Origin of the sequence: Kitasatospora sp. NPDC058162 (assembly GCF_042884005.1) — a bacterium.
GTDB lineage: Bacteria > Actinomycetota > Actinomycetes > Streptomycetales > Streptomycetaceae > Kitasatospora.
On record NZ_JBHVUS010000031.1, the window covers coordinates 1 to 26,291 of the forward strand.

Annotated in this window: 27 protein-coding genes and 1 tRNA gene; 6 read left to right on the forward strand and 22 right to left on the reverse strand. The window is 73.7% G+C overall.

The window, feature by feature from the left end:
* Positions 1-36: 36 nt before the first annotated feature.
* The 20 genes from ACFVXG_RS35480 to ACFVXG_RS35575 all read right to left on the reverse strand — a co-directional run bounded on the left by ACFVXG_RS35480 (position 37) and on the right by ACFVXG_RS35575 (position 17,389).
* Positions 37-110 (reverse strand) — tRNA-Met (locus ACFVXG_RS35480).
* A 73-nt stretch (positions 111-183) separates the two neighbouring features.
* Entirely contained in the window at positions 184-1,251 is a 1,068-nt protein-coding gene (locus ACFVXG_RS35485) for a hypothetical protein (protein ID WP_387933676.1), read from the reverse strand.
* 112 nt (positions 1,252-1,363) lie between these two features.
* On the reverse strand, positions 1,364-1,552 hold the full coding sequence (locus ACFVXG_RS35490) for a hypothetical protein (protein ID WP_387933678.1): 189 nt from the start codon (positions 1,550-1,552) through the stop codon (positions 1,364-1,366).
* 71 nt (positions 1,553-1,623) lie between these two features.
* Positions 1,624-2,712, reverse strand: a complete 1,089-nt coding sequence (hypE, locus tag ACFVXG_RS35495; RefSeq protein ID WP_387933826.1) for a hydrogenase expression/formation protein HypE — start codon at positions 2,710-2,712, stop codon at positions 1,624-1,626.
* Between the two features lie 7 nt (positions 2,713-2,719).
* Positions 2,720-3,862, reverse strand: coding sequence for a hydrogenase formation protein HypD (gene hypD, locus ACFVXG_RS35500; RefSeq protein WP_387933679.1), 1,143 nt, complete (start codon positions 3,860-3,862; stop codon positions 2,720-2,722).
* Positions 3,859-4,194, reverse strand: coding sequence for a HypC/HybG/HupF family hydrogenase formation chaperone (locus ACFVXG_RS35505; RefSeq protein WP_387933681.1), 336 nt, complete (start codon positions 4,192-4,194; stop codon positions 3,859-3,861). The genes hypD and ACFVXG_RS35505 overlap by 4 nt, the downstream gene beginning before the upstream one ends.
* Positions 4,195-4,200: 6 nt before the next feature.
* A complete protein-coding gene (hypF, locus tag ACFVXG_RS35510) occupies positions 4,201-6,507 on the reverse strand; it encodes a carbamoyltransferase HypF (RefSeq protein WP_387933683.1) in 2,307 nt (768 codons plus the stop codon).
* Positions 6,504-7,259 (reverse strand): hydrogenase nickel incorporation protein HypB, encoded by a 756-nt coding sequence (gene hypB, locus ACFVXG_RS35515; RefSeq protein ID WP_387933685.1) that lies wholly within the window; start codon positions 7,257-7,259, stop codon positions 6,504-6,506. The genes hypF and hypB overlap by 4 nt, the downstream gene beginning before the upstream one ends.
* A gap of 5 nt (positions 7,260-7,264) precedes the next feature.
* Positions 7,265-7,645 carry a hydrogenase maturation nickel metallochaperone HypA gene (locus ACFVXG_RS35520; RefSeq protein ID WP_387933686.1) on the reverse strand — a complete coding sequence of 127 codons (381 nt, stop codon included), beginning with the start codon at positions 7,643-7,645 and terminating at the stop codon, positions 7,265-7,267.
* Between the two features lie 116 nt (positions 7,646-7,761).
* Complete coding sequence (locus tag ACFVXG_RS35525) at positions 7,762-7,866, reverse strand: DUF6893 family small protein (protein ID WP_387933688.1); 105 nt, start codon at positions 7,864-7,866, stop codon at positions 7,762-7,764.
* A complete protein-coding gene (locus ACFVXG_RS35530) occupies positions 7,860-8,462 on the reverse strand; it encodes a hydrogenase maturation protease (protein WP_387933689.1) in 603 nt (200 codons plus the stop codon). The genes ACFVXG_RS35525 and ACFVXG_RS35530 overlap by 7 nt, the downstream gene beginning before the upstream one ends.
* Positions 8,459-9,844, reverse strand: a complete 1,386-nt coding sequence (locus ACFVXG_RS35535; protein WP_387933690.1) for a hypothetical protein — start codon at positions 9,842-9,844, stop codon at positions 8,459-8,461. The genes ACFVXG_RS35530 and ACFVXG_RS35535 overlap by 4 nt, the downstream gene beginning before the upstream one ends.
* Positions 9,841-10,485, reverse strand: a complete 645-nt coding sequence (locus tag ACFVXG_RS35540) for a DUF6084 family protein (protein ID WP_387933692.1) — start codon at positions 10,483-10,485, stop codon at positions 9,841-9,843. Before ACFVXG_RS35540 ends, ACFVXG_RS35535 begins: the two co-directional genes overlap by 4 nt.
* The gene (locus tag ACFVXG_RS35545) at positions 10,482-11,129 is read right to left on the reverse strand and encodes a DUF5947 family protein (RefSeq protein ID WP_387933693.1); all 648 of its coding nucleotides are present in this window, start codon (positions 11,127-11,129) and stop codon (positions 10,482-10,484) included. Before ACFVXG_RS35545 ends, ACFVXG_RS35540 begins: the two co-directional genes overlap by 4 nt.
* Positions 11,126-11,593, reverse strand: a complete 468-nt coding sequence (locus ACFVXG_RS35550; protein WP_387933695.1) for a thioredoxin — start codon at positions 11,591-11,593, stop codon at positions 11,126-11,128. The genes ACFVXG_RS35545 and ACFVXG_RS35550 overlap by 4 nt, the downstream gene beginning before the upstream one ends.
* Positions 11,590-13,377 (reverse strand): nickel-dependent hydrogenase large subunit, encoded by a 1,788-nt coding sequence (locus tag ACFVXG_RS35555; protein ID WP_387933696.1) that lies wholly within the window; start codon positions 13,375-13,377, stop codon positions 11,590-11,592. Before ACFVXG_RS35555 ends, ACFVXG_RS35550 begins: the two co-directional genes overlap by 4 nt.
* A 96-nt stretch (positions 13,378-13,473) precedes the next feature.
* On the reverse strand, positions 13,474-14,541 hold the full coding sequence (locus ACFVXG_RS35560; RefSeq protein ID WP_387933698.1) for a hydrogenase expression protein HypE: 1,068 nt from the start codon (positions 14,539-14,541) through the stop codon (positions 13,474-13,476).
* 133 nt (positions 14,542-14,674) lie between these two features.
* Complete coding sequence (locus tag ACFVXG_RS35565; RefSeq protein ID WP_387933699.1) at positions 14,675-16,366, reverse strand: enoyl-CoA hydratase-related protein; 1,692 nt, start codon at positions 16,364-16,366, stop codon at positions 14,675-14,677.
* Positions 16,367-16,459: 93 nt separating this feature from the next.
* On the reverse strand, positions 16,460-16,906 hold the full coding sequence (locus tag ACFVXG_RS35570) for a hypothetical protein (protein WP_387933701.1): 447 nt from the start codon (positions 16,904-16,906) through the stop codon (positions 16,460-16,462).
* A gap of 6 nt (positions 16,907-16,912) precedes the next feature.
* Positions 16,913-17,389, reverse strand: coding sequence for a cupredoxin domain-containing protein (locus ACFVXG_RS35575; RefSeq protein ID WP_387933702.1), 477 nt, complete (start codon positions 17,387-17,389; stop codon positions 16,913-16,915).
* A 281-nt stretch (positions 17,390-17,670) separates the two neighbouring features.
* Between ACFVXG_RS35575 and ACFVXG_RS35580 the strand changes: the two genes are divergently transcribed.
* From ACFVXG_RS35580 to ACFVXG_RS35590, 3 genes are all read left to right on the forward strand, one after another.
* Positions 17,671-18,093, forward strand: coding sequence for an SsgA family sporulation/cell division regulator (locus ACFVXG_RS35580; protein WP_387933704.1), 423 nt, complete (start codon positions 17,671-17,673; stop codon positions 18,091-18,093).
* An 88-nt stretch (positions 18,094-18,181) separates the two neighbouring features.
* On the forward strand, positions 18,182-18,556 hold the full coding sequence (locus tag ACFVXG_RS35585) for a cupin domain-containing protein (protein ID WP_387933705.1): 375 nt from the start codon (positions 18,182-18,184) through the stop codon (positions 18,554-18,556).
* Positions 18,557-18,746: 190 nt separating this feature from the next.
* Positions 18,747-19,523 (forward strand): maleylpyruvate isomerase family mycothiol-dependent enzyme, encoded by a 777-nt coding sequence (locus ACFVXG_RS35590; RefSeq protein ID WP_387933707.1) that lies wholly within the window; start codon positions 18,747-18,749, stop codon positions 19,521-19,523.
* Between the two features lie 111 nt (positions 19,524-19,634).
* Here ACFVXG_RS35590 and ACFVXG_RS35595 read toward each other — a convergent pair whose 3' ends face one another.
* On the reverse strand, positions 19,635-20,831 hold the full coding sequence (locus tag ACFVXG_RS35595) for a TIGR03364 family FAD-dependent oxidoreductase (RefSeq protein ID WP_387933709.1): 1,197 nt from the start codon (positions 20,829-20,831) through the stop codon (positions 19,635-19,637).
* 162 nt (positions 20,832-20,993) lie between these two features.
* On the opposite strand from ACFVXG_RS35595, the gene ACFVXG_RS35600 reads away from it, so the two are divergent.
* The 3 genes from ACFVXG_RS35600 (at position 20,994) to ACFVXG_RS35610 (ending at position 25,175) form a co-directional block, all read left to right on the forward strand.
* Positions 20,994-21,755 carry a GntR family transcriptional regulator gene (locus tag ACFVXG_RS35600; protein WP_387933711.1) on the forward strand — a complete coding sequence of 254 codons (762 nt, stop codon included), beginning with the start codon at positions 20,994-20,996 and terminating at the stop codon, positions 21,753-21,755.
* Between the two features lie 5 nt (positions 21,756-21,760).
* Positions 21,761-22,450, forward strand: coding sequence for a phosphonatase-like hydrolase (locus ACFVXG_RS35605; protein WP_387933713.1), 690 nt, complete (start codon positions 21,761-21,763; stop codon positions 22,448-22,450).
* A gap of 247 nt (positions 22,451-22,697) precedes the next feature.
* Positions 22,698-25,175, forward strand: a complete 2,478-nt coding sequence (locus ACFVXG_RS35610) for a phosphocholine-specific phospholipase C (protein ID WP_387933715.1) — start codon at positions 22,698-22,700, stop codon at positions 25,173-25,175.
* Between the two features lie 68 nt (positions 25,176-25,243).
* Here the strand turns inward: ACFVXG_RS35610 and ACFVXG_RS35615 are convergent, their stop codons facing one another.
* Positions 25,244-26,140 carry a helix-turn-helix transcriptional regulator gene (locus tag ACFVXG_RS35615; RefSeq protein ID WP_387933717.1) on the reverse strand — a complete coding sequence of 299 codons (897 nt, stop codon included), beginning with the start codon at positions 26,138-26,140 and terminating at the stop codon, positions 25,244-25,246.
* Positions 26,141-26,291 lie beyond the last annotated feature (151 nt).

Genomic DNA, 26,291 nt, shown 5'->3' on the forward strand with positions numbered 1-26,291 from the left:
CGGCGCACCAAGTGCGCCGACCCCGGCTCCTGCTAGTAGCGGGGACAGGATTTGAACCTGCGACCTCTGGGTTATGAGCCCAGCGAGCTACCGAGCTGCTCCACCCCGCGTCGGTGAGATCACCATACGTGACAACCCGACCGAACGCGAAATCGATATCCCCGCAGGCCCCCGCGACCGGCGCTACGGCGTCCTGGCGGCGAGGGCTCCAGAGATGATCCTGAGCACCGGGGGGTACGTCACCGTGCCGGCCAAGCGGTCGAGCTCGTCGTGGGCGTCCTGGTCCCCGAGCTGGACGAGGGCGCGCGCAGCCCCGGCGGCCGTCTTGTGCGATCGCGGGCCGACGCGGGGGATGCGCACCAAGGACGCCTCCACCAGGTGCCCCAGCGCGGCGGCTGATTCCGGATGGGCGGGCGTCAGGGCCAGCAAGGCGGCGAGGCCGTGCAGCGCACGGAAGTTGAAGGGGTCGGCCTCGAACTCCGCGGTGCCCGGGCCGTGGTGGGACTTCACCGGCAGGCTGCGGGGCTCCCCGGTCAGCACGAGCCACCCGTTGATCGCCGACCGGACCCGCTCGGGCCCGAGTCGGGCGAGCATCCCCCGCCCAGCACGCTGCCATCCGACACCGGGGCGGGAGTGGGAGAGGGCCAGCGCGTGGCCGATCAACGCGTGCCAGGCCGGTCCGGTGACCGCCAGGTCCGCGAGCGCGCGATCGGCCCACGGTTCACCGGGGTTGAGCGGTGGCTCGGCGATCCCCGCGGCCACGTCGAGGATGTCACCCGGGCTTTCGGCGGCCAGCGCCGTCCGACGGACGGTCGCGATGACCGCGTCCGGCAGGGTCCGGCCCGCCGCCAGCTCCACCTCGGCCAGACAGCCCAGTCGCCAGCCCTCCCAGAGGGTCATCACCTCCGCCGCCAGGGCCAGCAGCGGCTTACGCCAAGCGGCCAGCTGCTCACAGGTCAGCCCGTCGGCCAGCCGCACGACCAGCGCGGCGAGCCCCCGGCATTCGCTCGGCGCGTGGACGGCCGTCTCCTCCAGCCCGTCCGTCATCCTGCACAGCAGCAGCACCCGGGTGGACACGGGCATCCGCCCCAGCACCTCGATCACCCGGCAGCCGGCGTCGAGGCTCCAATCGCCACCGAGGTCGACGTTCACGCGGTACAGGAGCCTGACCAGTTCCTCGATCACCCCGGCCTCGGCCGCCCGCCGCACCCCGGCCACCCGGGCGTCCCACTCGCTCCCCTGCGGCTCCAACTGCCCCTCCTCGACCCCCGGCCCGTCCCGATGCGGACGACCATAGACCAGGCCACCGACATACGAGCGCGCCCCGCCGCTACAGGGATCCGGCGGGGCGCGCTCGTCGGGCCTAGAGCACGCCGGGTTCGGGCTTCTCGAGCCAACCGGACGCGGTCACCATGTGCCCGGGCTTCACGGAGGACGCGTTGGCGTCACCGTGCCATCCGGACGCCGTTCCGTCGTCCGCGATCGCCACACCGGCGCCGACACCGACCAACACGGCCGCTGCCAGAGCGACTACCGCACGCTTGATCATCATGGTCCTCCCAGGACTCGAAGTGGTCAGTGCCCACAGCTGATCAGCCACCGGTAGACAGGCGATCAACACTGTCAGCAGATCCGCGGCAGCTGCTCGCCCAGCGGGAGGTCCACGACCCGGGTGCCGCCGAAGCCGGTGCGGGCGACGACCATGCCGGGGTGGTCCTCGACGCATTCGCCGATCACCACCGCCTCCGCGCCGAGCGGGTGGGCCCGCATGGCGGCGAGCACGGCGTCCGCCTCGGGGCGCGGGACGAAGGCGACCAGCTTGCCCTCGTTGGCGATGTACATCGGGTCCAGGCCCAGCACGGCGCAGGCGTTGGCCACCGGGTCCGGGACGGGCACGGCGCGTTCGCTCACCACCACGCCCACCCCGGCCGCCGCCGCGATCTCGTTGAGCGCCGCCGCCAGCCCGCCCCGGGTGGGGTCACGCAGCACGTGCAGGTCGGGGGTGACGGCGAGCATCGCCTCGACCAGGCCGCCGAGCGCCGCGCAGTCGCTGCGCACCTCGACCCCGAACTCCAGCCCCTCCCGGACGCTCATGATCGCCACCCCGTGCAGCCCGATCGGCCCGCTGACGATCACCACGTCGCCCGGGCGGGCCCGCTGCGGCCGGATGTCGACCCCGGCCGGGACGAGCCCGATGCCGGCGGTGTTCAGGTAGACGCCGTCGCCGTGCCCGGCCTCGACCACCTTGGTGTCGCCGGTGACCACCTCCACCCCGGCGGTGCGGGCGGCGGCGCCGAGGGCCCGGGCCACCCGGTCCACCACGGCCAGCTCCACGCCCTCCTCCAGGATGAAGCCGCAGGACAGGTAGGCCGCCCGGGCCCCGCTCATGGCCAGGTCGTTGACGGTGCCGTTGACGGCGAGGTCGCCGATGCAGCCGCCGGGGAAGAACAGCGGCCGCACCACGTAGGAGTCGGTGGAGAAGGCGAGCCGGGCGCCGCCCAGGTCGAGGACGGCGGAGTCGCCGAGGCCGGCCAGGGCCCGGCTGCCGTACGCGGGCGCGAAGATGTTCTCCACCAGTTCGGCGGACATCGCCCCGCCGCCGCCGTGCCCCATCACCACCCGGGGGTGGTCGCGCAGCGGCAGCGGGCAGCTCCAGCCCGCGAAATCCGGAGCGCCGGCCGGGTCGACCAAGTCGGCCTGTTCGGTGAGCAGTTCGGTGTCAGCCAACGGGGCTCGCCTCCTGGACGGGGCTCGGGGTGCTCGGCCCGATCGGCGTGCTCAGCCGCCGGTAGAGGTAGTACGCGGCGCAGGCGCCCTCGCTGGAGACCATGGTGGCGCCGAGCGGGGTGCGCGGGGTGCAGACGGTGCCGAAGGCCTCGCACTGGTGGGGCTTGAGCAGCCCCTGGAGCACCTCGCCGGCCCGGCACTGGGCGGGTTCGCTGGTCCGGATGCCCCCGACGTCGAAGCGGTGCTCGGCGTCGTGGTCGCGGTAGCGCGGGGCGAGCCGCCAGCCGCTCTGCGGGATGACGCCGATGCCGCGCCAGGCCCGGTCGGTGACCTCGAAGACGTCCTCCAGCATGGCGCGGGCCGCCGGGTTGCCCTCGGGGCGGACGGCCCGCGGGTAGGCGTTGTCGACGCTGTGCTCGCCGCGCTCCAACTGCCGTACGGTGCGCCGGATTCCCTCCAGGATGTCGAGCGGTTCGAAGCCGGTGACGACGATCGGGACGCGGTGGCGCTCGGCGAGCGCCGGGTACTCGGCGGTGCCCATCACGCTGCACACGTGCCCGGCGGCCAGGAAGGCCTGGACCCGGCAGTCCGGCGAGTCCATGATCGCCTCGATCGCCGGGGGCACCCGGACGTGCGAGACCAGCATGCTGAAGTTGCGCAGGCCCTGCTTGCGGGCCAGGTGGACGGCCATGGCGTTGGGCGGGGCGGTGGTCTCGAAGCCGATGCCGAAGAAGACGACCTCCCGGTCCGGGTTCTCCCGGGCGATCTTCAGCGCGTCCAGCGGCGAGTACACGACGCGGACGTCGCCGCCCTCGCCCCGGACCCGGAACAGGTCGCGGTCGGTGCCGGGCACCCGCAGCATGTCCCCGAAGGAGCAGAAGATCACCCCGGGCCGGGCGGCGATCGCCAGCGCCCGGTCGATCACCTCCAGCGGGGTGACACACACCGGGCAGCCCGGCCCGTGGATCAACTCGACCTCGTCCGGCAGGAGTTGGTCGATAGCGTGCCGGATGATGCTGTGCGTCTGGCCGCCGCACACCTCCATCAGCGCCCACGGCCGGGTGACCGTCGCCCTGATGTCGGCGAGCAGGCCCTCGGCCAGCTCGGGGTTGCGGAACTCCTCCAGGTACTTCACCGCCCCGCCTCCTCAGTCGCCACCGACGCCGACGCCGACGCCGACGCCGCCACAGAATCCGCCACGGACTCCCCCGCCGTCTCCCAGGGGTCGCCGAACTCCTCCTGCAGCAGCCCGAGTTCCTCGAACAGCTCCAGCGTCCTGCGCGCCGACTCCTCGTCCAGCCGCTGGAGCGCGAACCCCACGTGGACGATCGCGTACTCCCCCACGGCCAGGTCGGGCAGGTACTCCAGGCAGACGTCCTTGACCACCCCGCCGAAGTCCATCACCGCCATCCTGGTCCCGTCGCGTTCCTCGATCTCCGTCACCCTGCCGGGCACAGCCAGGCACATCCGCTCTCACTCCTCCCGGGCGGCCGACGACCGGCCGGCCACCATCAGCTGGCCGAGCGCCAGCCCTCCGTCGTTGGGCGGCACCCGGCGGTGCCGCAGCACGGTGAAGCCGTCCTCCCCGAGGCCGCGGCAACAGGCCGAGGAGAGCAGCGCGTTGGCGAAGACGCCGCCGCTGAGCGCCACCGTCGAGATCCCGTACTCCGCCCGGACGGCCGCGCAGACCCGCCGGACGGCCTCGGCCACCGCACTGTGGAAGCGCGCCGCGATCAGCCCGGTCGGCGCTCCCGCGGCAAGGTCCGCCAGCACTGCGGCGAGCACCGGCCCGGGTTCGAGGACCCAGCCGTCCGCCCGCTCCACCAGCCCGAAGGCGTAGCCCGTCGCCGGGCCGAACTCCACTGCGGCCGCCTCCAGTTCGATCGCCGCCTGGGCCTCGTACCCGGCCCGGTGGCAGACCCCGGCGAGCGAGGACACCGCGTCGAACAGCCGGCCCATGCTGGAGGTCGGCACGCAGTTCAGCCCGCGCTCCAACTGCCGCTCCAGCAGCCGGAGTTCCTCTTCCGGGCAGACCCGGACCGGTGGCAGCCCGGCCGCCCAGGGCAGCCCGGCGGCGCGCAGGTGGGCGAGCGCCGTCCGGTACGGGCGCTCGACGGCGGCGTCACCGCCGGGCAGCGGCACGTAGCCGAGGTGGGCGAGGCGGCGGAACCCGTCGTAGTCGGCCAGCAGCACCTCGCCGCCCCAGATCGCGCCGTCCTCGCCGTAGCCGGTGCCGTCGAAGGCGACGCCAAGCACCGGCCGACTGCCGTCCAGGCCGTGCTCGGCCAGCACGGCGGCGATGTGGGCGTGGTGGTGCTGCACCCGGTGCACCGGGCGGCCGGCGGCGGTGCGTTCGGCGTGCTGCAGCGAGCGGTAGCCGGGGTGCCGGTCGGCGACCAGCAGTTCGGGCCGCACCCCGCTGACCGTGCCGAGCTGTTCCACCGCGCGGTCGAAGGCGCGCAGGGTGGCCAGGTCGTCCATGTCGCCGATGTGGCCGGACAGCCAGGCGTAGCCGTCGCGGGCGAGCGCGAAGGTGTTCTTGAGGTCCCCGCCGACCGCCAGCACCGGCCGGACGGGCACCGGCAGCGGGAGCGGCAGCGGGGCGTACCCGCGCGAACGGCGCAGCGGGAGCTGCTCGCCGTCCACCACCCGCACCACCGAGTCCTCGCAGGGGACGTGGATCGGCCGGTCGTGGGTGAGCCAGCCGTCCACCAGCGGGGCGAGCGCGGCGAGCGCGTGCCGGTCGTCGGTGACGATCGGCTCGCCGGAGAGGTTGGCGCTGGTCATCACCAGCAGGTCGGGCCCGGGGGCGGCGAGCAGCAGGTGGTGCAGCGGGGTGTACGGGAGCATCACCCCGAGGTCGGGGCTGCCCGGGGCGACCGCCGGGAGCTGCGCCGCGAAGCCCCCGGGGCGGCGCAGCAGGACGATCGGCCGGACGGCGCCGGTGAGCAGTTCCCGTTCGACGGGCCCGAGCGGCACCAGCGCCTCGACGGTGGCGAGGTCGCGGGCCATCACGGCGAAGGGCTTGTCGCCGCGCCGCTTGCGCCGGCGCAGCAGGGCGACGGCCTCGGCGTCGCGCGCGTCGCAGGCGAGGTGGTAGCCGCCGATGCCCTTGACGGCGAGGACCGCCCCGTCGGCGAGCAGCCGCCGGGCCTCCACCAAGGCGTACTCGCCGCCGAGTTCGGCGCACCCGGGCACGGTCAGGGCGAGCCGCGGTCCGCAGGCGTGGCAGGCGACGGGCTGGGCGTGGAAGCGGCGGTCGGCGGGGTCGGTGTACTCCCGGGCGCAGTCGGCGCACATCGGGAAGCCGGCCATGGTGGTGTTGGCGCGGTCGTAGGGCAGGCCGGTGACGATGGTGTGCCGGGGGCCGCAGTTGGTGCAGCTGATGAACGGGTGCCGGTGGCGCCGGTCGGCGGGGTCGGTGAGTTCGGCCAGGCAGTCGGCGCAGACGGCGACGTCGGGCGGGATCAGGGTGGCGCGGGGCCCGTCGGTGCGGGAGGGGGTGATGGTGAAGCCGGTGGCGCCGGTGGCGGCGAGCGGTGCGTGCTCCACCGAGGCGACCTGGGCGAGCGGCGGCGCGTCGGCGGCGACCCGTCGGCAGAAGGCCTCCAGGGCGGCCGGGCTGCCCTCGACCTCCGCCAGCACGCCTTCCCCGGTGTTGGTGACGCTGCCCGCCAGCCCGAGTTCCCCGGCCAGCGCGAAGACGAAGGGCCGGAAGCCGACGCCCTGCACCAGGCCCCGGACGGCGACCCGCCGCCGTTCGCGGTCGAGCGCCGTCACGGCGTCCCCGGCACCGCGTGCGAGTGGCCTCCGTGCAAGTGCCCCCCGTGCGCATGCCCGGCCGCCATCACCGGCCGGTGCGGCGCCGCGCCCGCCAGCACGGCCAGCGCCCGCTCCAGCAGCGCCCCGACGCCGTCCCCGGTCCGGGCCGAGGTGGGCACCACCTCCACACCGGGGTTGACTCGCTGGACGTTGGCCAGGAACGCCGCCTCGTCGAACTCGGCCGCCGCGGCGAGGTCGGCCTTGGTCACCAGCACCAGGTTGGCCAGCCCGAACGCGGTCGGGTACTTGAGCGGCTTGTCCTCCCCCTCGGTGACGGAGGCGAGCACGACCCGCAGCGATTCGCCGAGGTCGTAGGAGGCCGGGCAGACCAGGTTGCCGACGTTCTCCACGAACAGCAGCCGGCAGTCCTGCGCCAGCCAGCCGTCCAGGTGCCCGGCGAGCATCCGCGCCTCCAGGTGGCAGAGCCCGTCGGTGAGCACCTGCTTCACGGGCGCGCCCGAACGGGCCAGCCGCAGCGCGTCGTTCTCGGTGGCGAGGTCGGCGGTGAGCGCCGCGACGGCGATCCCGCGCCGCCGAGCCAGGCCCAACTCGGCCTCCAGCAGGGCGGTTTTGCCGCTGCCGGGGCTGGAGAGCAGGTTGACGGCGACCGTCCCGCGGGCGGTCAGCGCGGCCCGCAGTTCGCGGGCGCTGTCGTCGTTGCGGGCGAGCACCGCCTGGCGCAGGTCGACCGTGTGGCCCGTCTGGCACATCGGTTTCAGCCTTTCTGTTCGACCGGGACGCCGGGGCCGGCGGCCCACTCGACGTCGAGGATCTGGAGCTCTCGCCCGGCGAGCAGCTCGACGCCCACGCCCGAGCGGCAGTCCGGGCAGCCGAGGTCCGGCGGCATGCCGACGGCCCATTCGACGGCGCAGGGCGCGCAGCGGGCCCGCGCCGCGACGGGCTCGGTGTCCAGCACCGCGCCCTCCACCAGCGTTCCGGCGCAGGCGAGTTCGAAGCAGAAGTCGAGGGCCTCGGGCACCACGCCCGCCAACTCGCCGACCTGCAGCCGCACCCGGGCCACCCCGGGGGCCCGGTGTTCGCGCGCGGCCGTGTCCACCTGCTCGACGACGGCGGCGGCGATCGACATCTCGTGCATGGGTCCCTTCCCGGGGCGGGCGGCAACGGGCCCCATTACAGGGGGCGGTGGCGGCCACGGCCCGAAGCCGCGCCGCCACCTGGTCCGGGGCTGCACCGTTCGCAGCAATCCGCGGGTCACATCCGGGAGATCTTCAGGTACCGCTTGAGGTCCGGCAGGCTCTGCCAGACCAGTGCACCGATCCCCGCCAGCAGGGCCGCACAGAACAGCTTCCTCAGCATGGTGTTGTCCTCCTCTCGGACTCCGCACTCAACGCATCAGCACTCGACACACCCGCACTCGACACACCCGCACTCGACGCACCCGGGCTCGACACCTCAGCACTCGACGCACCCGACCGCACGGCCTCCTCGACGGCCCCCAGGACCATCCGGACGGCCCCGTCCACGGCGGCGGCCACGGGCTCGCTCAGCCCGATGCCCTCCTCCAGCGACGCCGGTTCGCACCCGACCACCAGCACCCGGCCGGGCGGCTCGCCCCCGGTGCCGGCGGCGAGCGTGGCGAGCAGCCCGAGCACGGCGTCCGGGCCCATCCGGTGGCCGTCCAGGGCGGGCACCTCCAGCGGCTCGGCGGCCGCCTCGATGAGGTAGAGGGTGCCGGGCGGGCCGCCCCGGCAGGTGGCGTCCACCAGCACGGCGGTGCGGTAGCCGTCGAGCAGCCGGTAGGCGAGGTCCACCCCGCGCACCCCGACGTCGACCACCTCGACGCCGTCCGGCAGCGCGACGCCGCTCAGCCGCCGGACGGTCTCCACGCCGAAGCCGTCGTCGCCCAGGAAGATGTTGCCGACCCCGGCGACCAGCACCGGCGCGCCGGTCACGACTCCTCCAGCGGGGTGACCTCGTCGGGCTGGAAGTAGCGGAAGCGCCCTTGGGCCCGCCACAGGTCGGCGCCCGGGTCGTCCTCAACCGTGACGGCGAGGTGCACCGATCCGTCGACGTCGTGCAGCACCGCCTCGACGACGGCGGTCCGCCCGTCCAGGAAGAGGTCCTGGGCGTCGGTGCGCCGCCGTCCGGGCCGCAGCAGCACCCGGCTGCCCGCGCCGACCTGCCGGCCGTCGACCAGCACCTTGTCCCGCTCCGGGTCGACATCCGGGTCGCCGCCCGGATCCCACCAGGGCTGTTCGGAGTCCGTCCCGGCACCGGTGATCTCCCGCAGCCCACGGACGGCGCCGTGCAGGCGCTCCAGCACCTCGGGCGGCATCGACTCGGCGAGGTCGATCACCGCCCCGGCCCGGTCGTCGGTGCCCCGGGCCTCGCGCTTCTCGTCCTCGGTCAGGGCCGCGGTGCGCAGCGCCAGGATCTCGTCGATCTCGGTGGCGTCGTAGAGGGTGCCGAGGCTCTCCGGGGCGATCCGCGGGTGGTCCTCCAGGATGATCGGCGAGGACAGCATCACCTGGTACCCGCCGTCCGGTCCGGCCAGCACCGGCCAGGTGCGGTCGTTGCGGCACCGCTCGACGGCCGGGCGGGCCCACTCGGGCGGGTCGGTGACCGAGACGAACCGGCCGTGCTCCAGTCCGAGCAGCAGGTGGGCGGAGACCAGGGAGCGCGCCAGCGCCTCCTCGCGCCCGGCCTTGCGGCGCGGCGTCCAGTCGGAGACGTTCTCCACCTCGGCGGTCAGCCGCTGCGCCCGGTACGGGCCGGGCAGTTCCTCGATCCGCAACCGGACCAGCCCGTCCACCTGTTCGCGCCGCCGCACCAGCCGGCCGACGGCGCCGCCCTGCTCGTCGTGCACCAGCTCGGTGCCGCCGACGCCGGGCAGCCGGAACTCCCGCTGCACCCCGACTCCGGTCAACTCCTCGACGGGCACGAGCAGTTCGATCCGTTCCTCGACGCCCTCGTCCCATTCGACGAGCACCCGGTCGGCCAGCTCCAGGCGTTCCACCGACTCGAACCCGCCGCCGGCGGTGGCCTGTTCGACGGTGCGCCGCTGGACCCGCAGGAAGCGCAGCTCGACCGCGAGCCGGTCCTCCCGGCGCGCCTCCATGACGCACTCGGTGCGCTGGTGGGAGTGCTCGCCGCCCTGCCGGGTGTACTCGGGCGGCACCAGTACACCGAACTGCCAGCGCAGCCGGTTCTTGGCGGCCGAGGCGCGGTACGGGTAGAGCACGTAGCCCTCCAGCAGCACCGCGTCGGCGATCTGCCGGGCGGCCGCGAAGCCGCGCTCGATCCCCTCGGGGAGCTCGACCGTGAGCCCGGTCACCGGACCCCCTCCCCGACCGCCGCAGTCGCCAGCAGGTCGCGCACCGTGGCCTCCCAGGAGGGCAGCGCCCGCCGGGAGCGGTGGGCCAGCAGCTGGTCCATCACGTCCTCCGGCAGGCGCAGCCAGCCGCAGCCGGGGAAGTGCTGGTCGACCGCCTCCCGCCAGACCCGCACCGGCATCCGCACCCGGGCCTCCTTGTCCCAGGGCACCGGAGTGACCTGGAAGCCGCCGGGGCCGGCGAAGGCGGTGCCGGAGAAGAGCAGCAGCAGCGGCACCTCACCGCCGTCCAGGGCCCGGAAGTACCGGGCGCAGGCCACTTCCAGGTCGTAGCTGCACGGCACCACCAGGTCGGCCTCGGTCTCGCCGGTGAAGCCGGGCACCAGCAGCGGCACGCTGGCGAACTGGATCGGGTTGAGCGTGGTCGCCCAGCGCTCCCGACCGCCGAAGAGGTCGCCCAGCCGCTCGCCCTCGGCCTCGCCGTACGGCCGGCGGGCGGGTTCGATCCGCAGCTGGCACTGGAGGGCGAGGGCGTGCACCCGGGTGTCGGCGGGCGCGGTGATCCGCAGCCGGAACACCAGGGTGGGCCCGGCCGCGTACGGGTCGGAGCGCACCCCGGTGCAGGCGAAGGCGAGCGACGTCACGCCGTCACCGCCGCGGGCAGCGGGCGGGCCCGGTGGGCCAACTGCTCGAAGAAGGCGTCGAGTTCGGCGCGGGCCTCGGCGCCGCCGTCGAAGCCGTGCCAGCACCGCCGGAGCCGGCCGACCAGCTCGTAGCAGACGTCGATCGGCACCAGGTAGCAGGCGACGCGGCCTTCGGCGCGGCGCAGCAGCAGGGCCTCCACGTCCGGTTCCAGGGCGGCGGCCAGCCGGCTGGTGCCGAGGGCGCGCTGCCAGGCCTCCTCGTCCACCTCGCTCTCGGTGGCGCCGGCCGGGCCGGGGTAGAAGGCGAGCAGCCGGTCCAGTACGGCGTTGCGGAACAGGAACACGGTGCCGACCGGGACGCCGAGCACCGACCAGACCCGCTCGTCCAGTTCGCCGTCCGGGTCGACCAGGCAGCGGTCCGGCACGGTGCGGTAGCGGCCGCCGGCCGCGCCGTGCTGCTGGAACAGCAGGCCGCAGGCGGTGCAGGTGCAGGCCAGGGCGCGTTCCTCGACGTCCACCAGGTGGCGGTGGCCGGGCGGCAGGTCGTGGCCGCAGAGGCCGCACTGCTCGGGCCGCGGGGGCGCCGGCTCGCGCAGCCTGCGCAGCAGGGCGGTCCCGTCGCGGGAGACCCTCCGGGTGTTCATCGCGCCTCCGCGGGCTGGGGCGGGCGGGTGCCGATCTGGAGCAGCTGCGGGGCCCGCTCCAGCTCCAGGGCCGTCACCTCGGGCGCGTGGCAGGCCAGGGCGGCCTCCACCTCCGGTTCGCCGCAGCCGCAGCCGGAGGCGGTCCGGCGCAGCCGCAGGGTGCCGCTCTCCGGGGCGAAGCCGAGCACCTCGAGCCGCTCGGGCAGGTTGGCGAGGGCCCGGTCGATCCGGGCGGTGACGTCCTCGGGGTGGAGGTCGTGCAGGAGCAGCAGTCCGGCCACCGCCGGGTCGTCCAGCATCCGTTCCAGGGCGGGCGGTGGCAGCGCGGGGACCAGCCGGGCCAGGCCCTCGCCGTAGAACTCCATGAGCTCGCGGACGAGTTGCTCGCCGGCCTGCTCGGCGCCGCTGCCGGCCAGGGCGTCCAGGGCCTGCTGGATCCGCTGACCGGTCTGCTCGGCCGTCATGCGGTGAGCCCGCTCAGGCCGGTGGGCACGTGCATGGTCTTCAGGGTGCGGCCGTTGCCGACGTACATGTGCACGCCGCAGGGCAGACAGGGGTCGAAGCTGCGCACGGCGCGCATGATGTCGATGCCCTTGAAGTTCTCCGGGGAGTTCTCCTCGAAGATCGGCGTGTTCTGCACCGCGTCCTCGTACGGGCCGGGGGTGCCGTAGCTGTCGCGCACGCTGGCGTTCCACGGGGTGGGCGGGTACGGGTGGTAGTTGGCGATCTTGCCGTCGCGGATCACCATGTGGTGCGAGAGCACGCCGCGCACGGCCTCGGTGAAGCCGCAGCCGATCGACTCGTCCGGCACCTCGAAGCGCTCCCAGGTCTGGCTGCGCCCGGCGCGGACCTCGTCGAGGGCCTTCTCGGCGAAGTGCAGGGCGGCGGCGGCCGCGTAGGCCTGGAAGTAGGTGCGGGCCCGGTTGCGCTCGATGGCGTTGCTCCACTGCGGGATCTTCCACTCGAAGGTGACCTCGGGCTTGGTCATCGAGCGGGGCAGGTTGATCTGCACGCTGTGGCCGGTGGCCTTGATGTAGCCGATGTCGACCAGGCCGGACAGCGCGGTGGACCACAGCCGGGCGATCGGGCCGCCGCCGGTGTCGAGGGCGAGGTGGTCCTTGCCGTCGAACCAGCGCGGGGACATCACCCAGCTGTACTTGTCGTCGAAGTTGCGCTTCTGCGGCTGCGGGATGGTGTGCTGGTTCCACGGGTGCCGGGGGTCGACCGGGTTGCCCAGCGGGTCGTGGGTGACGAACATTTCCTTGCCCTGCCAGTCCTCGTAGTAGGAGCTGCCGAGCAGGATCCGGATGCCGAGGTTGATCTCGGTCAGGTCGTTGGTGACGAGCTTGCCGTCCACCACGACGCCGGGGGTGACGAACATCCGCCGGCCCCAGTCCGTCATGTTCCGGTACGTGAAGTCGCAGTGGTCCGGGTCGTTGAGGCTGCCCCAGCAGCCGAGCAGGACGCGGCGCCGGCCGACCTCCTCGTAGCCGGGCAGCGCCTGGTAGAAGAAGTCGAAGAGGTCGTCGTGCAGCGGCACGACCTTCTTCATGAACTCGACGTAGCGCATCAGCCGGGTCAGGTAGTCGGTGAACAGCTGCACGGTGGCCACGGTGCCGACGCCGCCCGGGTAGAGCGTGGAGGGGTGCACGTGGCGGCCCTCCATCAGGCAGAACATCTCCCGGGTGTAGCGGCTGACCTGGAGCGCCTCGCGGTAGAACTCGCCCTCGATCGGGTTGAGCGAGCGCATGATGTCGGCGATGGTCTTGTAGCCGTGGTCGCCGGCGTGCGGGGCCTCGGTGCGTTCGGCCAGCTCCAGGACGCCGGGGTTGGTCTCGCGGACCATCTTCTCGCAGTAGTCGACCCCGACCAGGTTCTCCTGGAAGATGTTGTGGTCGAACATGTACTCGGCCGCCTCGCCGAGGTTGATGATCCACTCCCCCAGGTGCGGGGGCTTCACGCCGTACGCCATGTTCTGGGCGTAGACCGAGCAGGTGGCGTGGTTGTCGCCGCAGATCCCGCAGATCCGACTGGTGATGAAATGGGCGTCGCGCGGGTCCTTGCCGCGCATGAAGACGCTGTAGCCGCGGAAGACCGACGAGGTGCTGTAGCACTCCGCGACCCGCTTCTGCTTGAAGTCGATCTTCGTGTGGATGCCCAGGCTGCCCACGATCCGGGTGATCGGGTCCCACGACATCTCGGTCAGGCCGCTGCCGTCGCCGGCCGCCCTGGTCATCGGTGTTGCCATCGTCTCTGGGTGTCCTTGTCTACGGGGTCTACGGTTCCACGGGCCGGGCGGAGGCCGACGGGGCCGCACACCGGGCTGGTGTGCGGCCCTCCCCTGTCACCAGGGCGGGCGGTAACCCGTGGTCAGGTGGCGTCCGGTGTGGCGCCACTTCGGTTCCTTGTCGACGGTCTTCAGGGTGATCGCGCGCAGTCGGCGGATCAGCGAGCCGTACGCGCTGCTGGCACCGGTGGAGACGCGGGAGCCGGGCGGCGGGTCCATGAAGGGCATGAACTTGTCGGGGAAGCCCGGCATGGTGCAGGCGATGCAGATGCCGCCCACGTTCGGGCAGCCGCCGACGCCGTTGATCCAGCCGCGCTTGGTGACGTTGCACTTGACGACCGGACCCCAGCAGCCGAGCCGCACCAGGCACTCGGGGGTGCCGTAGTCGGTGGCGAACTGGCCCTGCTCGTAGTACCCGCCGCGGTCGCAGCCCTCGTGCACGGTGGCGCCGAACAGCCAGGCGGGCCGCAGCTTGTCGTCCAGCGGGATCATCGGCGCCGAGCCGGCCAGCTGGTAGAGCAGGTAGGTGAGCGTCTCGGCGAAGTTGTCGGGCTGGATCGGGCAGCCCGGCACGCAGACGATCGGCAGCCCGGCCTTGGACTTCCAGTCCCAGCCGAGGTAGTCCGGCACGCCCATCGCGCCGGTCGGGTTGCCGGCCATCGCGTGGATGCCGCCGTAGGTGGCGCAGGTGCCGATCGCCACCACGGCGGTCGCCTTGGAGGCGAGCCGGTCCAGCCACTCACTGGTGGTGATGGGCTGGCCGGTGGCGGGGTCGTCGCCGAACCCGCACCAGTAACCCTCCTTCTTGATCTTCTCGTTGGGGATCGACCCCTCGACGACCAGCACGAAGGGTTCGAGCTCGCCGCGGTCGGCCTTGAAGAACCACTCGACGAAGTTGTCGGCGCCCTGGACCGGGCCGCACTCGAAGTCGATCAACGGCCAGTGCACCGCGATCTTCGGCAGGCCGGGCAGCGCGCCGGTGACGATCTCCTCGATGCTCGGCTGCATCGCGGCGGTCAGCGAGACGGAGTCCCCGTCGCAGCTGAGGCCGGCGTTGATCCAGAGAATGTGCACCACGTCGGTGTCGGTTGTTGCAGCTGTAGTCGCAGCTGTTGCAGCACCCATGAGGATGCCTCCTCGGGGATGGGAGCCGGACGGAAATGGCTCGGACCCAGTCATAGCAACGGTTCGGCCGGTCCGCCGGTCCACGGACCCGGCGGGGCCGCCGACGCGCGCAAGCCGGGCGCGGCCGTTCGGGTCACAGCCCGGCGCGGAGCCCGGTGGGCACCGGCTGCTTGCGCACGAACGCGGAACGCAGCGCGTGGTACGGCGATTCGGGTGTGAAGAACTGCCGGTGCATCACCGCGAGCTCCTCCTCCCGGTAGGCGTCCAGCGGCTTGGTCCGCTCGTCGGCCTCGCGGGCGGCCTTCTTCGCGGCGATCCGGCGCTGGACGGTCGGCGAGGCGCCGAGCAGCCCCGCCAGCCGGGCCGTGTGCGCGCCGAACTCCTCGGGCCCGGCGTCCAGCACCCGGTCGACCAGGCCGAGCCGCTCGGCGGCCGCCGCGGACACCGGGAGGGCCTGGCGGGTCAGCCGCTCGGCCTGCGCCGCGCCCACCCGGCGCGGCAGGGTGTACGTCCAGTACTCCGAGCCGTACAGCCCGATCAGCCGGTAGTGCGGGTTGAGCACCGAGCCGGCCCGGCACCACACCTCGTCGGCGGCCAGCGCCAGCATCACCCCGCCGGCCGCGGCGTTCCCGCCGACGGCGGCGACCACCAGCCGGTCGGTGGTGGTGAGCACCTCGCCGACCAGGTCGTCCATCGCGGTGATGTTCGCCCAGGAGGCGGCGGCCGGGTCCGGCGCGGCCTCGATCACGTTGAGGTGGATGCCGTTGGAGAAGAAGTCCCGGCCGCCGCCGAGCACCAGCACCGAGGTCGGGCGGCCGAGCGCGAAACGGTACGCGGCGAGCAGCCGGCGGCAGTGCTCGGCGGACATCGCCCCGCCCGGGAAGGAGAACCGCAGGAAGCCCACCGGGCCGTCCTCGCGGTAGTGCAGGTCCGACCAGCCGGGGTGCCCGCCGTCGTCCGGCATCAGCGGCGCCGGCCGCTCCGGCAGGGTCGGCAGCAGGGCGCCGAGCGCGGTCACCGCCGGGAGCTTGACGGTCGCGGGCCCGCCCGGCGCGCGGCGGCGGCTCAGTTCGGGGATCCACACCGCGCCGTCCGAGGTGGCCCGGCAGACGGCGCCGGCCCGGGTGGCGAGCAGCTCGCCCGGGCGGCCGCGCAGCCGCGGCTCGTGGTGGCCGCCGTGCAGGTACCACTCGGCGCCGCACAGCACGTCCAGCACCCCGGGGCGGGAGTCCGCGGCGCGGAGCCTGCGCAGCACCTCCTCGGTGGGGTCGGCCGCCCAGTCGATCCGGCGGCCCTCCTGGCGCAGCGCCGGCCGGGTGCGCACGGTCCCGTGCCAGCCGGGGCCGTGCTGCGGCTGCGGCGGGTACGTCCCGGAGGCGACCCGCTCCACGGCGAGCAGGGCGGCCGTCACGGCCGCGTCGGAGACCTCGTTGCGGTAGAGGTCGCTCTTGCCGCGCCCGGGCAGCCGGCAGGGCGCCCAGGCCCAGACCGGTCCGGCGTCCATCTCCGCCTCTGCCTGGAGCACCGTGACGCCCCATTCGGTGCGGCCCTCCTGGACCGCCCGGTCCAGCGAGGACGGGCCGCGGTCACCCGGCGGGCCGGGGTGGACCACCAGGCAGGTGAGCCGGGACCAGAGGGCGCGCGGGATCGCGCTGCGCAGCATCGGCGCGAGCACCAGGTCCGGCCGCAGCCGGTCCACCGCTGCCAGCAACTCCTCGTCGTCACCGGCCAGTTGGACGTCCACCTGGTGGCGCCGGTCGCGCAGTTCGGCGTGCAGCCGCTGGCTGAGGCTGTTGAACGCGCTGGCGAGGAGCAGGATCCGCATGTCCGCCTCCGACGGTGAGGGCCCGGGGAACCCGGCGATCATCGCCTCCGGTCCGCCCGGGCCCCGGCCCGTCGCCCCCGCCGCGCCGCCCGTTCACCCGGGCGGCGGGGTCCGGCGCCGAAGGCCGAGCAGCAGCAGGACGGTGAGCGCCGCCGTGGCGACGCCCTCGGCCCAGGCGGCCAGCGTCTTCTCGGTGAACCAGATCGGCTCGTACATGTTCGGCAGCGGCCCGAGGGCGCCCACGTCGACGTAGCGGTAGAGCAGCAGGGCGCCGAGGCCGGAGGCGGCGACCAGCCAGGCGAAGAGGACGGCGGACCGGCGGCGCCCGAGCAGCAGCAGGAGCGCGGCCAGGCTCGCGGCGGCGGCTTCGGCGCGGAACAGCGTCCCCTGGCTGATGCTGTCGCCGATCGGGTCGTACTGGTCGGCGAGCCGGGCGTGGACGGCCGCGTCGATGGCGAGCCCGGCGACGGCCAGCAGCCGCAGGAGCAGGTGGAGGGGCCGTCGCTCGAGGCGGGGGCGGGCGTGCGCGCGGGGGGCCACGGCGGGTCAGCCGACGGTCAGGGTGCCGTGCATGAACGGGTGGATGGTGCAGATGTACGGATGGTCGCCGGTCTGCTGCGGCGTGGTGAAGGTCGCGCTGGCGCCGGGCTGGATCGGCCCGGTGTCGAAGGACTTGTCGGAGGCGGTGAGGGTGTGGGCGACGGTGTCCTGGTTCATCACGGTGACCTGCTGGCCGGGGCCCACCGTCAGGGTCGCGGGCGAGAAGGCGAAGTTCTTGATCGTGACCTGGAGGGCGCCGGTGCTGCTCTGCGCGGGGCTCGCCACGGGGGTGGTGCTCTGCGCGGGACTGGTCTGCGCGGGGCTCGCCGCGGCGGCGCTGCTCTGCGCGGGGCTGGTCGCGACGTTCGACGGCGTGCTGGTCGAGGACGAGCTGGTCGACGGCGTGCCGGAGCTGGAGCAGGCCGCGAGGGCCGCGGAGAGCAGCAGCGCGGCGGCTGCCTGGAGGGGCCGGGGGCTGGTCACGGACGGGCTCCGTTCGGGAGGGGGGCGGCGGCGGGAGCACCGCGCTTCCCAGCCTGCTTCGGCACGGGCCCCCTGCGGCCAGGCAGAGGACGCCGGACAGCCCGCCGTTTCATCCGTGGGAGTGAATGCGAAGGCACTGGGCTGACGACCGACGGCCGGGCGATGCGGGGGAATCGTGGAGATTCCTCCCCCGCCCGCTGCCCCTCGGCGCACCGGGTAGTCGCCCCCGGGTACGCCGGGCCGCCCGGTCCGGCGCGTCGCGATCGCAGGAGGCCGAACCGATGCAACTGTCCACGGTCCGCCCGGTGCCCGTCACCTTCCCCGACGGCCCGCAGCCGGACGTCCCGGTCGACGCCGAACTCCGCTTCGACGCGAGCCTCCCGTACGCGGCCTGCCTGGCGTTCCCGCTGACCCCGTGCGGGTGCACCGGCGACGCCGCCCGGGTGTGCTGGTACTTCAGCCGCGAGCTGCTCGACGAGGGGCGGCTCGGCCCGGTCGGCAGCGGGGACGTCCAGATCCGCCCGGGGCCCGGGGGCGAGGTCCTGATCACCCTGCGGGGGCCGGTCGGCCGGGCCGTGCTCAGCACCCCGGAGCACCTCGTCACGGCCTTCCTCGCGGACACCTTCGCGCTGGTGCCCGCCGGTTCGGAGTCCGACCACCTGGACGTCGACGCGGCCCTCGCCCGGTTGCTCCCCGCCGACTGAGCCGGGCCCGGGTGATCCTCCGTAGAATCCACGGGCCGATCCACTCCCCCCGTTCCCCCGCCCACCCGCTCACTCGCAGGAGGCCGCGTTGACGCCCCACCCCGGACCAGGTGTGCTCACCCATCTGGACTCCCTGCTGCACCTGACCCCCGCCGACCGGAGCGGGGCGCTGTGGCGGCTGCAGGAGGAGGGCCGCCAGCTGGACGCCAACATCGTCCGGTTGCCGGCGAACGCGGAGGTCGCGGCGCACGTGGAGCCGGACCTCGACGTCCTGGTCCAAGTGCTCGGCGGCAGCGGCCACTTGGAGACGGACAACGGCCGACAGGCGCTCTCCCCGGGCTGCACGGCCTGGCTGCCGCACGGCGCGCGGCGGGCGGTCTCGGCGGGCGAGGACGGCCTGGTCTACCTCACCGTCCACCGCCGCCGCCCGGGCCTGAGCGTCCGCTCCGCACCGGTCGGGTAGCCGGGCCCGCCCACCGACTCGGTACGTCGGCAGCGGGCCCGGCGGCACCCCCAGAGTTACTTGACAGGCTCAACCTTTCAGGCTTAGCGTCATCGCGATTGTTTCAGCTGGTGAAAAATTGACAGCGGAAGCCATCTGGCGCAGTCCGACCCGGGGCGCCGCGACACCCGTAGCACTGGAGACAGCCCTCATGACCCCGCAGGACCACCGCGCCGCGGTCGCCGCCGAGACCGCCCGCTTCGTCGCCGCCGTCCAGCACGCCGACCCCGCCCTCCCGGTGCCCGGCTGCCCGGGCTGGACGCTCGCCGACCTCGTCCGGCACGCCGGCAGTGTGCAGCGCTGGTTCACCGTGCTGCTCCGCCAGCGGATCCAGGAGCCGCCGCGCAGCCGGGACGTCGACCTGCGGCTGCCCGAGCAGGCCGAGCAGTACCCCGCCTGGCTGGCCGAGGCCGCCGGGGAGGCCGCCGCGGTGTTCGCCGAGGGCGACCTCGACGAGCCGATGTGGGCCTGGGGCGCCGACCAACACGCCCGGTTCTGGGTGCGCCGGATGCTCTTCGAGACCCTCGTCCACCGGGTCGACGCCGAGACCGCGCTCGGCCTGAAGCCGGAGATCGACCCGGCCCTCGCGGCCGACGGCGTGGCCGAGTTCCTGACCAACCTGCCCTTCGCCGCTTTCTTCGCCCCTGGCACGGCCCAGCTGCGCGCCGAGGACCGGACCATCCGCTTCACCAGCACCGACGGCGAGGGCGACTGGCTGATCCGGCTGCGCCCCGACGGCTTCGGCCTGGACGCCTCCGAGGCCGACGGCTCCGGCGACTCGGGGGCGACCGCCGACGCCACCGTCCGGGCGGGCGCCGCCGAGCTGCTGCTGCTCCTGTACGGGCGCCTCGACCGCACCGCGGCCGGCATCGAGCTCGCCGGGGACGAGGAGCTGCTCGCGCACTGGTTCGCCCACTCGGCGTTCTGAGCCGCACCCGGCACTTGTCCGGACAAGCCACCGGCCGGGCCCGTACGGGTCCGGCCGGTTCTGTCGTTCCACCTCGCTGACCGGCTGGAACACCTGTCCTGACAAGTGGGTTCAGCTCGTCGCGGCGAGGGTCCCGTCGAAGGTGGCGGCCGCGAGGCCGAAGGAGAGGGTCATCCCGACGCCCGAGGTGACCGAGATCGCGCGCACGCCGGGGGCGAGGTCGCGCACCAGCAGCGGACCGCGCGGGCTGCTGGCGTAGACGCCCTGCCAGCGCTCCAGGATCCGCAGGCCCGGCACGCCCAGCACCCGGGCGACGGCGTCGATCAGCAGCTCGTAGGTGCGCTCGTCGACGAACGGCGGGGTGGTGGCGTCGTAGTGGTGCGAGTCGCCGACCAGCAGGGTGCCGTCCGGCAGCCGGGTGAACATCACATTGGCGCCGATCCCCAGCAGGTCCGCGCTGTGGCCGAGCACCTCCGCGCGCAGCGGGGCGGCGGACGGCTGGGTGGTGAAGGCCTCGTAGCGGAGCATCGAGGTGGCGGTCAGCACGGCGGCGTTGGTGCGGAAGCCGGCCGGGGCCTCGGCCCGGGCCATGCTCAGCCGGCAGCGCTGGACCTCGTGGTCCTCGGCGATGTCGGGGAACAGGTAGTCGACGTCGTGGCCGACGCAGACCAGGATCCGGTCGCCGTGCACCGGGCCGCGGGTGGTGTGCACGGTGCCGGACTCGACGCCGGTGACGGCGGTGCCCCACAGCACCCGACCCCGCGGGTGCTCGGCGACCCAGCGGGCCAGCGACGGCGCGGCCTCGCGCGGGTTGACCCGCAGGTCGGCCGGCAGCAGCGCGCCGCCGGCCACGTCCTCGGCCGCGCCGCTCGCCCGGCCGAGCGCCTCGGCCGTCTGCACCGCGGTGCGCAACCGGACGGCGTCGCCGCCGCGTTCGGCGCTCAGCTCCTCCAGGACGGCCGCCTCGGTCGCCGACCGGGCCACCACCAGGGCGCCGGCCTCCTCGGCCCAGAAGCCGGCCGCCTCGGCGGCGCGCAGCCAGCCGGACCGGGAGCGTCGGGCGAGGCCGAGCAGCTCGCCGTCCTGGGCGGTGATGCAGCAGTGGCCGAAGTTGCGGATCGAGGCGCCGACCGGCTGCCGGTCACGGTCGACGACCGTGACGGACAGTCCGTTGCTGAGCGCCTCGAAGGCGTGGGCCAGGCCGACGATGCCGGCGCCGACGATCACCACGTCGCTGCGGCCGGACGTACCGGCGGTGCGGGCGGGGGACGCGGCGGGGGTGGTTGCGGGTGCGGTGCTGCTGCTCATGGGCCCAGCTAAGGGGCTTCCGGGCACTGGAGTCAAGAGATGTATGTACAAGTAACCGCCTGTTCACCCACGCGACGATCATCGGGGACGAACAGATGAACAAGTGAAGCCGCAGGTGGGCCAGCCTTGAGAAGTTCCGGACCCTGGTGTCATAGTCAACTTGTGAAGACAAGTGAGGACCTCCCTCTCCACCAACGGCTCGGCGCCGAATTCCTGCGCCGCATCGAGTCCGGCGAGTGGCCCGAGGGCCAGCCGGTGCCCAGTGAGTCGCAGCTCTGCGCCGAGTTCGGCACCTCCCGCGGCCCGGTCCGCCAGGCCCTGGCCATGCTGCGCAGCGCGGGCAGCCTGGTCGGCGGGCGCGGCAAGCCGCCCGTCGCCCACCGCACCACGCCCTCCCAGCCCTTCGGCACGTTCCTGTCCTTCACCCAGTGGGCCCGCAGCATCGGCCGCGAGCCCGGGCAGAGCACCGTCGAGGTGGCCCGCCGCCGGGCGTCCCCGGAGGCTGCGGCCAGACTCGGCCTCGCCGAGGGCGAACCGGTCGTCGAACTGGTCCGGCTGCGGCTGCTGGACGGCGTCCCGGCCATGCTCGAACGCTCCACCTTCGTCCACGAGGTCGGCCGCATCCTGTTCGACTTCGACCCGGACTCCGGCTCCGTCTACCAGGAGCTGCTGCGCCGCGAGGTCGACCTGCACCACGCCCGGCACACCATCGACGCCGTCGCCGCCGGGCCGCGCGACGCCGAACTCCTCCTGGTCGCCGCCGGGGACCCGCTGCTGCGGGTGCGCCGGCTCACCACGTCCAGCCTGGGCGTGCCGCTGGAGGACGCCGACGACCGCTACCTGCCGGCCATGGCCACCTTCACCATCGAGAACACCGTCGAAGGCCGAACCGTGATCGGCCGCTACCGCACCGAAGAGGACTGACCCCGATGATCGAGCTCGCCGCCCTGGACATGGCCGGTACCACCATCAACGAGTCCGGCGCCGTCTACCGCGCGCTGCGCACCGCCGTCGAGCGCAACGGGGTGGCCGTCGCCGAGGCGGACCTCCAGACCTGGATGGGCACCGACAAGCGCGAGGCCATCGCCGCCCTGGTCCGCCTCGGCGGCGGCACCCCCACCCCGGAGCTGGTCGAGGAGAGCTACGCGGCCTTCGCCGAGTACCTGCGCGAGGCCTACCGCACCACCCCGCCGCAGGCGCTCCCGGGCGTCGAGGAGGCCCTGGCCGAGCTGCGCCGCCGCGGCATCAAGGTCGCGCTCACCACCGGGTTCAGCGACGACGTCGCCCACCCGCTGCTGGAGTCGCTCGGCTGGTCCGCCGGTGAGGGCGGCAACCTGGACGCCGTCGTCACCTCGGACGAGGTCCCGCGCGGGCGCCCGGCGCCGTACATGATCCACCGGGCGATGGAGAAGACCGGCGTGATCGACACCCGCCGGGTGCTGACCGCCGGGGACACCGTGGTGGACGTGGAGGCCGGCCGCAACGCCGGGGCCGGCGTGGTCATCGGGGTGCTGACCGGCGAGCTCGGCCGCGCCGACTTCGACGGGCACCCGCACACCCACGTGCTGGCGAGCGTCACCGAGATCCCCGACCTCCCCGAGACCCGGCCGAGCGCCTGACCCGCCTGACGCGCCTGAACCGCTTCCAGCGCCCTCCTCCACCCACGCCATCGCCGCGCCCCGGCGATGGCGTAGGCGTTCTTCCGCGCCAGTGGCCCGGGGCTCAACCGCCCTTCCGGCAGGCCATGTCCGCGCCATCACCCGGACCGGAGCCGTTCACTGCCCGGGCCTGGCCCCGGCCCGCCCGCACTCCTCAGACTTGTCCAGCCAAGTCGGGAAGCACTTGTCCAGACAAGAGGAGCCCCTCGTGACCCCTGTGTCCCGCCGGAAGTTCATGGGATTCGCCGCCGCGGCCGCCGGAGCGACCGCCGCACTCACCGCCCTCCCCGAATCGCTGCAGCAGGCGATCGCCGCACCCGCCGCCACCGGCACCCTCAACGACGTCCAGCACGTCGTGATCTTCATGCAGGAGAACCGCGCCTTCGACCACTACTACGGCACGCTGAACGGCGTCCGGGGCTTCGGCGACCGCAACGCGATCACCCTGCCCAGCGGCAAGTCCGCCTTCCACCAGCCGTACTCGAACTCCGACGGCTACATCCTGCCGTTCCGCATGGACACCAGCACCACCAGCGCGACCTGCGCCGACGCCCCGGCGATGAGCTACCCGGTCGACACCGCGATCTGGCATGGCGGCAAGTACGACGCCTGGAACACCGCCCGCACCCCCGGCCTCGGCATGGGCTACTTCAACCGCGCCGACCTGCCCTTCTACTACGCGCTCGCGGACGCCTTCACCATCTGCGACCACTACTTCTGCTCGACCCTGACCCAGACCAACCCCAACCGGCTGCACCTGTTCACCGGCTCCAACGGCCTCTCGGTCGGCAAGTCCGCCGTCCTCGACAACACCGAGCCCGCGGCCGGCTTCGGCTGGACCACCTACGCCGAGCGGCTCGAGGCCGCCGGGATCAGCTGGAAGGTCTACCAGCAGACGGACAACTTCGACGACAACGCCCTCGCCTGGTTCACCAACTTCAAGAACGCCAAGCCGGGTTCACCGCTGCACGACAAGGGCATGGCCACCGTCCCCGACCTGGTCACCGCCTTCCGGAACGACGTCAACGCCAGCACCCTGCCGCAGGTCTCCTGGATCATCGCGCCCGCCTCGCTCTCCGAGCACGCCAACTACAAGCCCGCCTACGGCGAGGACCTCACCGCCCGGCTGCTCCAGGTGCTGGCCGCGAACCAGGCGGTCTGGTCGCAGACCGCCTTCATCCTCAACTACGACGAGAACGGCGGGTTCTTCGACCACGTCCCGCCGCCGGTCCCGCCCGCCACCACCACCCAGGGCAAGAGCTCGGTCTCCACCGCGGGCGAGGTCTCCGGCGGCCAGGCGATCGGGATGGGGCCGCGCGTACCGCTGATCGTGGTCTCGCCCTGGACCCGCGGCGGCTACGTCAACTCCCAGGTTTTCGACCACACTTCGGTGATCCGCTTCCTGGAGCAGCGCTTCGGCGTCCAGGAACCCAACATCAGCGCCTGGCGCCGCGCCGTCAGCGGCGACCTGACCTCCGTCTTCGGCTTCACCGGCCAGGACAGCAGCTGGCCCGCCCTGCCGGACACCAGCGGCTACGTCTCCGGCGCGGACAACCAGTGCGGGACCCTCCCGGCGCCGGCCGTCCCGGGCACCCAGGCGATGCCCGCCCAGGAGCCCGGGACCCGCCCGGCCCGCGCCCTGCCCTGGCAGCCGAACGCCGTCGGCCGCACCGACTGCGCGGGTGGCAGCTTCTGGATCGACATGACCAACACCGGTACGGCGGGCGTCAGTTACTACGTCTACCCGAACGCCTACCGCACGGACGGCCCCTGGCTCTACACCGTCGGCGCCGGCGCCACCGTCTCCGACAACTGGGTGGCCGGCACCCCGACCGGCGCCTACGACCTCTCGCTGTACGGCCCCAACGGCTTCCACCGCCGCTTCGCGGGCAACCGCACCACCGCCTGCGCGAGCGGCGCCGCCCTGGTCGAGGTCGCCTCCGGCTACGACACCGCCGGCAACAAGCTCAACCTGTCCTTCACCAACACCGGCGGCACCGCGGCCACCGTGACCGTCACCGACAACACCTACGGCACCGGCGGCCCCTGGACGTACACCGTCCCGGCCGGGACCACCGCCACCGCCCCGGTGAACGCCTCCTTCGCCACCAGGAACGGCTGGTACGACCTGACCGTCACCGCCACCACCTCCGACGGCTTCCTGCGCCGACTGGCCGGCCACATCGAGACCGGCGCGGACAGCACCACCGACCCCGGCCCCGGCGGCAACCCCACCCCGCCGCCCGGCGCGGGCCTGGTCAACGGCACCTTCGAGGCCGGCACCCCGGCCGGCTGGACCGTCACCGGCACCGCGGGCGTCACCACCACCGCCACCCACAGCGGGGCGTACGCCGCCATGGTCGGTGCCACCACCCCGACCAACGGCGACTCCTCGATGTCCCAGACCTTCACGGCCCCGAGCGGCACCAGCCGGCTGTCGTTCTGGTACCGGATGACCACCAACGACACCGTCAGCTACGACTGGGCCACCGCGACCCTCACCGACAACACCACCGGAACCACCACCACCGTCCTGCCCAAGACCTGTACCGACATGACCGCCTGGGCCCAGGTCACGGCCGCCGTCACCCCCGGGCACAGCTACACCCTGACCCTGGCCAACCACGACGACGGCTACGCGGGCGACCCGACCTACACCCTCTACGACGACGTCACCCTCGCCTGACCCACCCCTCCCGGGCGCCGGGCCGCTCCCAGGCCCGGCGCCCGGCCACGGTTCCTTCGCAGCGCCGATCAGGGAGTTCCGGTGCGCCCGGCGGACGGGCTCCTTCCCCCGGACCACGGGAGCTCCGGACGGATTCCCCCTCCGGAGCCACCGGTTGGCGTGGAATCGCTCAGGCCCGCGAGCAGGCGCAGGCCGTCCTCGGCGGGGCTGCCGGGGGCCGCGGAGAGCACCAGCAGCTCGATTCCCGACTCGTCCGGCAGCGCGAAGTTCTCCTGGTGCAGTTCCAGCAGCCCGACCAGGGGGTGCCGGTACACCTTGCGTCCGTGGGTGCGGGCCCGTACGTCCGCGCGGGCCCAGAGGCGCCGGAAGCGTTCGCTGCCCATCGCCAACTCGCCGATGAGGGAGGCCAGTCGGGGGTCCTCGGGGTACTTCCCGGCGGCCAGCCGCAGGTGGCCGACCACGTCCAGGGTGCAGGTCTCCCAGTCCGCGTAGAGACCGTTCCCGCCGTCCTCCAAGAAGAGGTGCCGGGCGGTGTTCAGACCCGGCAGCGGCCGGCCGAACAGGAGCCCGGCGAGGCGGTTGCCGGCGAGCACGTCCAGGCGGTGGTCCATGATCAGCGCGGGTGCGCCGCCGACCAGGTCGAGGACGCGCAGCAGCTCCGGCCGGACCCGGCCGCCCGGTGTCCTCGCGCGGCGGCCGCGCTGCCGGGAGAGCCGGTACAGGTGCCCGCGTTCGGTCTCGTCGAGGTCGAGGACGCGGGCGAGCGCGTCGAGGACCTGCTCGGAGGGCTGGGTCGCGCGGCCCTGCTCCAGGCGCACGTAGTAGTCGACGCTGACGCCGGACAGGTGCGCGACCTCCTCGCGGCGCAGCCCCTCGACCCGCCGGCGGCTGTCGGTGGGGATGCCCACGGCCGCGGGGTCGACCCGGGAGCGCCGGGTCCGCAGGAAGCCCGCAAGATCGTCCATGCCCCCCAGTATGGCCGCGGCCGCACCCGCGAGGGTGGCCCTGCCAGTACCAGGAAGTGCGGTCCGACGGAAGCGGAGCCCCTGAACGCCGGGCGCCAAGGCGGCCAGGATCGAAGGCGACGGCAGGAGATCGGAAACCTCCGATCCGCCG

Coding starts and splice junctions, on each gene's coding strand:
- ACFVXG_RS35590 (WP_387933707.1), top strand. CDS start 18,747: ATGACCCCGCAGGACCACCGCGCCGCGGTCGCCGCCGAGACCGCCCGC.
- ACFVXG_RS35525 (WP_387933688.1), bottom strand. CDS start 7,866: ATGCTGAGGAAGCTGTTCTGTGCGGCCCTGCTGGCGGGGATCGGTGCA.
- hypB (WP_387933685.1), bottom strand. CDS start 7,259: ATGTGCCAGACGGGCCACACGGTCGACCTGCGCCAGGCGGTGCTCGCC.
- ACFVXG_RS35580 (WP_387933704.1), top strand. CDS start 17,671: ATGCAACTGTCCACGGTCCGCCCGGTGCCCGTCACCTTCCCCGACGGC.
- ACFVXG_RS35605 (WP_387933713.1), top strand. CDS start 21,761: ATGATCGAGCTCGCCGCCCTGGACATGGCCGGTACCACCATCAACGAG.
- ACFVXG_RS35550 (WP_387933695.1), bottom strand. CDS start 11,593: ATGACGGCCGAGCAGACCGGTCAGCGGATCCAGCAGGCCCTGGACGCC.
- ACFVXG_RS35560 (WP_387933698.1), bottom strand. CDS start 14,541: ATGGGTGCTGCAACAGCTGCGACTACAGCTGCAACAACCGACACCGAC.
- ACFVXG_RS35545 (WP_387933693.1), bottom strand. CDS start 11,129: ATGAACACCCGGAGGGTCTCCCGCGACGGGACCGCCCTGCTGCGCAGG.
- ACFVXG_RS35615 (WP_387933717.1), bottom strand. CDS start 26,140: ATGGACGATCTTGCGGGCTTCCTGCGGACCCGGCGCTCCCGGGTCGAC.
- ACFVXG_RS35565 (WP_387933699.1), bottom strand. CDS start 16,366: ATGCGGATCCTGCTCCTCGCCAGCGCGTTCAACAGCCTCAGCCAGCGG.
- ACFVXG_RS35595 (WP_387933709.1), bottom strand. CDS start 20,831: ATGAGCAGCAGCACCGCACCCGCAACCACCCCCGCCGCGTCCCCCGCC.
- ACFVXG_RS35555 (WP_387933696.1), bottom strand. CDS start 13,377: ATGGCAACACCGATGACCAGGGCGGCCGGCGACGGCAGCGGCCTGACC.
- ACFVXG_RS35520 (WP_387933686.1), bottom strand. CDS start 7,645: ATGCACGAGATGTCGATCGCCGCCGCCGTCGTCGAGCAGGTGGACACG.
- ACFVXG_RS35505 (WP_387933681.1), bottom strand. CDS start 4,194: ATGTGCCTGGCTGTGCCCGGCAGGGTGACGGAGATCGAGGAACGCGAC.
- ACFVXG_RS35490 (WP_387933678.1), bottom strand. CDS start 1,552: ATGATGATCAAGCGTGCGGTAGTCGCTCTGGCAGCGGCCGTGTTGGTC.